Consider the following 7,214-nt stretch of genomic DNA (forward strand, 5'->3'; position numbering starts at 1 on the left):
AGCAGAGTTCCAGTCTTTTCCAGCAATTGCCACACTTAAGAGTGATTCGGCAGGTTAACGACCTACTCTGATGATCAAGCTGGCTGGTCGGGTCCCGGGTTCTTAAACTCGGCTCGAGTCATTGCCGACTTCAGGAGGCACCATGCCTGACGCGCCCGCCCTGCCCAGCTACGCCTCGGGGACCTCCGACACCCCGCTCCTGGGCGACACGATCGGTGACAACTTCGACCGCACCGTGGCTGCGTTCCCGGATCAGGACGCGCTGGTCGACCGGTACGCCGGCCGCCGGTGGACCTACCGGGATCTCGCGGCCGAGGTGAACGCCGTTGCGCTCGGGCTGCTGTCGCTGGGGATCGACAAGGGTGACCGGGTAGGGATCTGGTCGCCGAACCGGTGGGAGTGGACCTGCGTCCAGTACGCGACCGCGAAGATCGGCGCGATCCTGGTGAACATCAACCCGGCCTACCGGTCGCACGAGCTGGAGTTCGTGCTCAACCAGTCCGGGGTGAAGCTGCTGGTCGCGTCGGACGCGTTCAAGACGTCGGACTACCCGGCGATGGTCGAGGAGGTCCGGGAGAAGTGCGCCGCGCTGGAGCACGTCGTGATCCTGGGTGGCGAGAGCTGGCAGGCGCTGATGGACGCCGGCTGGCAGGGCGACCCCGCCGTGCTGGCCGAGAAGCAGGCCGCGTTGTCCCCGGACGACCCGATCAACATCCAGTACACCTCGGGCACCACGGGCTTCCCCAAGGGCGCGACCCTGAGTCACCACAACATCCTGAACAACGGCTTCTTCGTCGGCGAGCTGTGTGACTACAATCACAGCGATCGTGTTTGCATATGTGTTCCCTTCTACCACTGCTTCGGCATGGTGATGGGCAACCTGGCCTGCACCAGCCACGGCGCGTGCATGGTCATCCCGGCCCCCGCGTTCGACCCGAAAGCCACCCTCGAAGCCGTCGCGGCCGAGCGGTGCACGTCGCTCTACGGCGTGCCGACGATGTTCATCGCCGAGCTCAGCCACCCGGACTTCGACAGCTTCGACCTCTCGAGCCTGCGCACCGGGATCATGGCAGGCTCGCCGTGCCCGGTCGAGGTGATGAAGCAGGTCATCGACCGGATGGGGATGAGCGAGGTGTCCATCTGCTACGGCATGACCGAGACGTCGCCGGTGTCGACGCAGACCCGGTCGGACGACTCGATCGAGCGCCGCGTGTCGACGGTGGGGCGCGTCGGGCCGCACCTGGAGGTCAAGGTCGTCGACCCCGAAACCGGCCTGACGGTCCCGCGCGGCGAGCCGGGCGAGCTGTGCACGCGCGGGTATTCGGTGATGCTCGGGTACTGGGAACAGCCCGACAAGACGGCCGAGGCGATCGACGCGGCCCGCTGGATGCACACCGGCGACCTCGCGGTGATGGACGGCGACGGCTACGTCAACATCACCGGCCGCATCAAGGACATGGTCATCCGCGGCGGCGAAAACCTGTACCCGCGCGAAATCGAGGAGTTCCTCTACACGCACCCGGACATCCTCGACGCGCAGGTGATCGGTGTCCCGGACGAAAAGTACGGCGAAGAGCTGATGGCCTGGGTCCGGATGCGGGAGGGCGCGGAACCGCTGACCGCGGAGAAGGTGCGTGAGTTCTGCAGCGGCAAGCTGGCGCACTACAAGATCCCGCGGTACGTGCACGTCGTCGAGGAGTTCCCGATGACGGTGACCGGCAAGGTCCGCAAGGTCGAGATGCGCGAGAAGTCGATCAGCCTGCTGGGCCTGGAGCAGGCGGCGGCGACGAAGCACGCCTAAACCGCCCGGGGCGTTCGAGCGTGGGTCCTTCGCGAATCCGCGAAGGGAGGCGACCGATGATCATTCTCACCTGGGAGTGGTGAACGTCTGTGTGGGGCACCTTCGTGGAGGTGCCCCACACGCGCTTCAGCCCACCGCGGCGGCGGCCTCCGCGATCGCCTTCGCGTCTTCTTCGCCGAAGGTCTCTTCGAGCTGCTCGGGCGAGTAGTCGACGTCGATCTGCTCCACCGGCATCCCGCGCGCCGACTCGATCGCGCCCAGCCGACGCTGCGCCCGGTCGGCCGCGTACTGGATGATCTCCTGCGGGTCGTTGTCGAAGGGGAGCTCCTCGAACTGGTCCTGCACCCACTGGATCATGTTGAGCGCGTGGGGAAGCACCTCGCCCATCCGCTGCTGCACCGCGTCCCACAGCGAGTCGTCCGCGGCGACGTGCCGCCGGCAGGTGAACGTGCCCCAGGCCATGTGGCGGCGCTCGTCGTCGCCGATGCGGCGGACCAGCTCCTGCATGCCCGGCAGGATGTCGTGCTGGGTGCAGATCAGCTGCCACGAGTAGTAACCCGTCAGCGCGAGGCTGCCCTCGATCACGTGGTTGTACGTGACGCTCGCCCGGATCTGGTTGGGCGGGCTGGGGTCGTCCTCCAGCGCCCGCAGTGACTGCGGCAGCTCTTCGTAGAACAGCTTGCGGTAGTGCGGGTTTTCGGCGACGAACGGGTGGAGGTCCTCGGTCAGCCCGACGGCGTCCATCCAGCGCCGGAACACCTCCGTGTGCTTGGCTTCCTCGAAGCAGAACTGCGTCAGGTACATCTCGTCGCCGAACCGGCCGGTCGCCGACATCGCCCGCATGAACGGCTGGATGTCCTCGGTGACGGCCTCCTCGCCGGCGATGAACTGGGCGACCAGGTACGTCGTGCTGCGCTTCTGCTCGTCGTCGAGCGTGTCCCAGCCTTCGCGCTCGCGGCTGAAGTCGATGTCCGCCGGGTTCCAGAACTTCTTGTTGCCCTTGACGAACAGGCGCAGTGGGAACGAGTCCCAGTTCAGGCCGCCCTTGCGCAGCGAGGAAAAACCGTTCCGGAGCTCGGTCATCGTTTCACTCCATGATGGACGAATTGGCGGATGGCGGGTTCCATGACCGCGGTGACGGCGTCGGCCGCTTCGGTCGCCGAATGCGTGGAAAGCACCAGGTGCGACAGGGAAAGCCGGACGACGGTCTCCGCGAGCAGCGCCGCGGCTTCGGCGGACAGCCCGGGTTCGAACTCGCGGTACTGCTCCGCGGCGAGGTCCGCGGCCGCGGTGAGGATCGGCTCGCCCCTGGTCGTGAGGAGCGGCAGCAGGTCCTCGCCCGCTTCGGTGCCGAGCGCCGCCGCGACCAGGCGGTTCTCCCGCGCGTGCTCGATCGTGTAGACGACGGCGTGGTGGATGCCCGCCAGGAGCCCGTCCGCCGTTTCGAACCGCTGCCGGATCCCGTCGAGGAACTCCGACGCGGTGCGCAGCGCCACCGCCTGGGTCAGCGCCGCCTTGTTCCCGAACTCGTTGTAGACCGTCTGCCTGCTCACGCCGGCCTTCGCCGCGACGTCGGCCATCCGCAGCCCCGCGTGGCCGCGGTCCGGCAGCAGGTCGGCGGCGGCGTCGAGCAGCGCTTCGCGCAGGGACGCCTTCGTCCGTTCGGTGAAGCTGGTCACACTCTCACCTTGACACAGATCACTCCGCTGTCAAGGAGCTGTACACGTTCGGTTCGCGCGTAAAACTGTCGGTGGTGGGAGTTACGGTGTCGTTCGGAATCAAGCCAGCGGCGCGAAGCGCCTCCGTTGAGGGTGGTGGTGGGGGCATGGATGGAATCACCGTGGGGTTCGACCTCGACATGACACTGATCGACGCCCGGCCGGGCATGGCCGCGGCGATGAACGCGCTGGGCGTCGAATCCGGCCTGCCGCTCGACGGCGACGCGTTCGCGGCCAACCTCGGGCCGCCGCTCGACGACATCCTGCGCGGCTTCGAGGCGCCGGAGGAGCGCATCCCCGGGCTCGTCGACCGGTTCCGCGCGCTGTACCCGGAGATGGTCGTGCCGAGCACGATGGCGCTGCCGGGCGCGGTCGAGTCACTTCGCGCGGTGCACGCCGCGGGCGGGCGCACGCTGGTCGTCACCGGGAAGTACGGGCCCAACGCACAACTGCACGTGGACGCGCTCGGGCTCGACGTCGACGAGGTCGTCGGCGAGCTGTGGTCGACGCAGAAGGCCGAGGCGCTCCTGGCCCACGATGCGCGGGTGTATGTCGGAGATCACGCCGGCGACATCCGGGGTGCGCTGGCGGCGAACGCCATCGCGGTCGGCGTCACCACCGGGCCGTGTGATCGCACGCTGCTGCTGAGCGAAGGAGCGGAGGTGGTGTTCGAGTCGCTGACCGAGTTCCCGAACTGGTTCGAGAAGACGTTCGCAGCCGTGCCCTAATTCTTGGCGCGCGCTTCGATCACCAGGGCGATCAAGCCGAGGAGCAGGCCGAGCGGCGTGATGACCCCGGCAGCGACCGACAGCCAGATCGGCAGGTTCTCCAGGCCGGCGGCGAACATGATGAACACCGCCAGCACGGCGAGCATGCCGAGGCCGAAAAGCCCGATGCCGACGCGCATCAGGAACGGTTTGCCGGGAGCGGCCACGCCCGCCTCCTTCGTCGTGCTCTTCATGACGCAAGAGGGTATCCGGCGGTATCGACTTCTCCCCAGGGCCTGTGGCGAGATACCCTTTACCCAGCGCGCCCTGGGTACGCCCCCGGGCGCGTTAGTCATGAGCGGACAGCAGAAGGACTGGTGAGGGAAGTGCCGACCGGCAAGGTCAAGTGGTACGACGCGGAGAAGGGGTTCGGGTTCGTCACGCAGGACGGTGGCGCCGACGTCTACATTCGCAAGGCCGCGCTGCCGCAGGGCGTCGAGGGGCTGAAGGCCGGACAGCGGCTGGAATTCGGCGTCGCCGACGGTCGCCGCGGGCCGCAGGCGCTCTCCGTCCGGCTGCTCGACCCGCCGCCGTCCGTCGCCGAGGCGCGCCGCCGCCCGGCCGAGGAACTGCACGGCCTGATCGAGGACATGATCAAGCTGCTCGAGCTGAAGGTGCAGCCGGACCTGCGGCGCAACCGCTACCCGGACCGCAAGCACACCAAGCAGATCGCCGAAATCATGCGCGCGGTCGCCCGGGACATCGACCCCTAGGCCTCCAGCCGGAGACCCCACACGTCGCTGGGCAGCAGGCCCGACTCGCCGGTGCTCGAGTTGAGCACGGCGGTGTACTTCTGCACGTCCACCGCGGAAATGCGGTCGGCGGGCGTCGGCGGCGTGACCGTGTAGGCGTAGCGGTCCAGCGACGTGAACGGGATCGGGTCGCTCTGCTTGTACTCGCCCTGCGGGGTGACGTACTCGTAGACGATCTGCCACGGCGCGTCCGCGACCTCGCCGGGCACCGAGATCTGCACCGGCTTGCCCGGGCGGACCTTCAGCGTCTGCGTGTCGCCCTTGGCGCTGCACGGCTGCGCGAGCTGCCGGGAGTAGTCGCACGAGAGTACCGGCGTCGTGGTGATCGTGTGGCCGTCGGCGTAGAAGGTGACCTCGGCCGGGCTGGGTGCCGAGCAGCCGGCCACCGCGAACCCACCGGCCGCAAGCAGGGCCACCACCCGGGAACGTCGCATGGCCGGAGCCTACCGGCGGGCCCTCGGGTCCCGGGGCAGGCCCTGGGCCGGGAAGCTGCCGGTCGGCTCGGGCCGCAGCGGCCGGTCGCCGCCGAGGCCCGGCACGAGCGAGCCGCCGCGGCGCACCAGGTACGTCTGCGTCAGGCCGACGGCCAGCACGATCGTGATCACCAGGAAGCCGATCCAGTACGTCGGCGGCAGCAGCAGGCCGACCGCGCCGCCGAGGCACCAGGCCAGCTGCAGCACGGTTTCCGAGCGGCCGAACGCCGACGCGCGCGACTCCTCCGGCAGGTCTTCCTGGATGACGGCGTCGAGGCTGATCTTGGCCAGCGCGCTGGCCGTCGCGCCGATCAGGCCGACGATCGCGGCGGTGGCCAGGCCGGGCAGGATCGTCGCGACCAGCGCGGCCAGCACGCAGCCCGCCACGCAGCCGACGATCACCTGATCGGGGCTGCCGAAGTGCAGCCGCGAGCCCAGCGCGTTGCCCAGGAAACCGCCGGCGCCCGCCGCGGCACCGATCACGCCGAGCAGCAGCAGCTGCATGAACGGCGTCTGCCCGCTGCCCTCGGTCTGCGCCTTGACCGCGAACGCGGCGAACATCATGAGGAAGCCGGTGAGCACCCGCACCGAGCCGTTGCCCCACAGCGCGACGACGATGTGGCGGCCCATCGGCTGACGGCGTTTCTTCTCCTTCGGGTGAGCGGAAAGCGACGTCGGCACCTCGCCCTCGGTCGCCTCCACCCAGGCCGGGATCCGCATCGACTGCACGGCCGCGGCGACGCAGATCAGCGCCGTGAACCACAGCGCACCCGCCGAGCCGGTGATCGCGTTGACGCCGCTGGCCAGCGCGCCGAAGACACCCGCGGCGACCAGGCCGAACGTGGTCAGCCGGGCGTTCGTCTTGGAGAGCGTGATCTCCGAGGGCAGCACCCGAGGTGTCACGGCGGCCTTGAGCACGGTGAACGACTTCGAGAGCACCATCATCCCGAGCGCGGCCGGGTAGAGCAGCCAGTCGTCGAAGTGCAGCGCCATCACGACGGCCATCAGCCCCTGGCCGATCGAGGACGCGCACATCGCCAGCCGCCTGCCGCGCTGCACCTTGTCGAGCGCGGGCCCGATCACCGGCGCGACCAGCGCGAACGGCGCGATCGTGATGAGCAGGTAGAGCGCCACCTTGCCCTTGCTCTCGCCGCTGGTCGCGGCGAAGAAAAGCGTGTTGGCCAGCGCGATCGCCATGGCCGCGTCGCTGGCGTAGTTCAGCATCACCGCGTAGGTCAGCGAGGTGAGGCCGGACTTCTCGGCGCCGTCGGCTTTCGTCGCGCGCTGGAAGGCGTCGACGGCCTGGCCGGTCAGCTGGCGGCTGCGCATCGCCGCCACCCGCGTGACGGTGATCTTCTTCGGTAGCTTCGGCGTGCCGCCCGGCGTCCGCGGCTCTTCCCGCGGCGGCGGTGGCGGCTGCTCCGGCGGCCGCGGTTCGCCCGCGTAGCCGCCGGTGTCGTAGTGCTCGTACTCGCCGCTGCCGGGGTGGCGTTCGCCCTGGTAGAAGCCGCCGGGCGGGGGCTCGCGGCGCACCGGCTCGGTGCGGTGGGGGTCGTACGGCCGGGCCCCGCGTGGGGGCGGCGGCCGGTGGTTGGCCGGCGCGGCCGCGGTGGGTGCTTCGTCGGCGTTCGGCACACGGCCGTCGTGGAACCCGGCCCGCGGCGGCGCGGGCCGCTGGACGCGGGTGGGCGGCTCGGCGTGGG

7 protein-coding genes and 1 pseudogene are annotated in these 7,214 nt (G+C 69.4%); 3 read left to right on the plus strand and 5 right to left on the minus strand.

All coding sequences use genetic code 11. The annotated features are described in order from the left end of the window. Window positions 1–142: 142 nt before the first annotated feature. Window positions 143–1,801, plus strand: coding sequence for an AMP-binding protein (locus IE317_RS36570; RefSeq protein WP_191315938.1), 1,659 nt, complete (start codon window positions 143–145; stop codon window positions 1,799–1,801). A gap of 126 nt (window positions 1,802–1,927) precedes the next feature. Here IE317_RS36570 and IE317_RS36575 read toward each other — a convergent pair whose 3' ends face one another. Together IE317_RS36575 and IE317_RS36580 are read right to left on the minus strand one after the other, a co-directional pair. Next, the gene (locus tag IE317_RS36575; protein WP_191315939.1) at window positions 1,928–2,884 is read right to left on the minus strand and encodes a R2-like ligand-binding oxidase; all 957 of its coding nucleotides are present in this window, start codon (window positions 2,882–2,884) and stop codon (window positions 1,928–1,930) included. Then, on the minus strand, window positions 2,881–3,480 hold the full coding sequence (locus tag IE317_RS36580; RefSeq protein WP_191315940.1) for a TetR/AcrR family transcriptional regulator: 600 nt from the start codon (window positions 3,478–3,480) through the stop codon (window positions 2,881–2,883). Before IE317_RS36580 ends, IE317_RS36575 begins: the two co-directional genes overlap by 4 nt. 146 nt (window positions 3,481–3,626) lie before the next feature. Here IE317_RS36580 and IE317_RS36585 point away from each other — a divergent pair. After that, window positions 3,627–4,244, plus strand: a pseudogene (locus IE317_RS36585) (HAD family hydrolase); the annotation flags it as partial. Here the strand turns inward: IE317_RS36585 and IE317_RS36590 are convergent. Next, entirely contained in the window at window positions 4,244–4,480 is a 237-nt protein-coding gene (locus tag IE317_RS36590; RefSeq protein ID WP_176174588.1) for a hypothetical protein, read from the minus strand. The pseudogene IE317_RS36585 and the gene IE317_RS36590 sit on opposite strands and share 1 nt — an antisense overlap. A gap of 132 nt (window positions 4,481–4,612) precedes the next feature. On the opposite strand from IE317_RS36590, the gene IE317_RS36595 reads away from it, so the two are divergent. Beyond that, window positions 4,613–4,999, plus strand: coding sequence for a cold-shock protein (locus tag IE317_RS36595; protein ID WP_013230216.1), 387 nt, complete (start codon window positions 4,613–4,615; stop codon window positions 4,997–4,999). Here IE317_RS36595 and IE317_RS36600 read toward each other — a convergent pair. Both IE317_RS36600 and IE317_RS36605 read right to left on the minus strand, forming a co-directional pair. Beyond that, window positions 4,996–5,472: a DUF2771 family protein gene (locus tag IE317_RS36600; protein ID WP_191315942.1), complete on the minus strand. Its 477-nt coding sequence runs from the start codon at window positions 5,470–5,472 to the stop codon at window positions 4,996–4,998. The genes IE317_RS36595 and IE317_RS36600 overlap by 4 nt on opposite strands. A gap of 9 nt (window positions 5,473–5,481) precedes the next feature. Next, the coding region (locus IE317_RS36605) for an MFS transporter (protein ID WP_229903087.1) at window positions 5,482–7,214 on the minus strand (1,733 nt) is incomplete at its 5' end.

The sequence above is a fragment of the Amycolatopsis bullii genome (assembly GCF_014654205.1).
GTDB lineage: Bacteria > Actinomycetota > Actinomycetes > Mycobacteriales > Pseudonocardiaceae > Amycolatopsis > Amycolatopsis plumensis.

Bases quoted from the DNA above. Each gene is read 5' to 3' on its own strand.
- IE317_RS36570 (WP_191315938.1), top strand. From the start codon at position 143: ATGCCTGACGCGCCCGCCCTGCCCAGCTACGCCTCGGGGACCTCCGAC.
- IE317_RS36575 (WP_191315939.1), bottom strand. From the start codon at position 2,884: ATGACCGAGCTCCGGAACGGTTTTTCCTCGCTGCGCAAGGGCGGCCTG.
- IE317_RS36590 (WP_176174588.1), bottom strand. From the start codon at position 4,480: ATGAAGAGCACGACGAAGGAGGCGGGCGTGGCCGCTCCCGGCAAACCG.
- IE317_RS36600 (WP_191315942.1), bottom strand. From the start codon at position 5,472: ATGCGACGTTCCCGGGTGGTGGCCCTGCTTGCGGCCGGTGGGTTCGCG.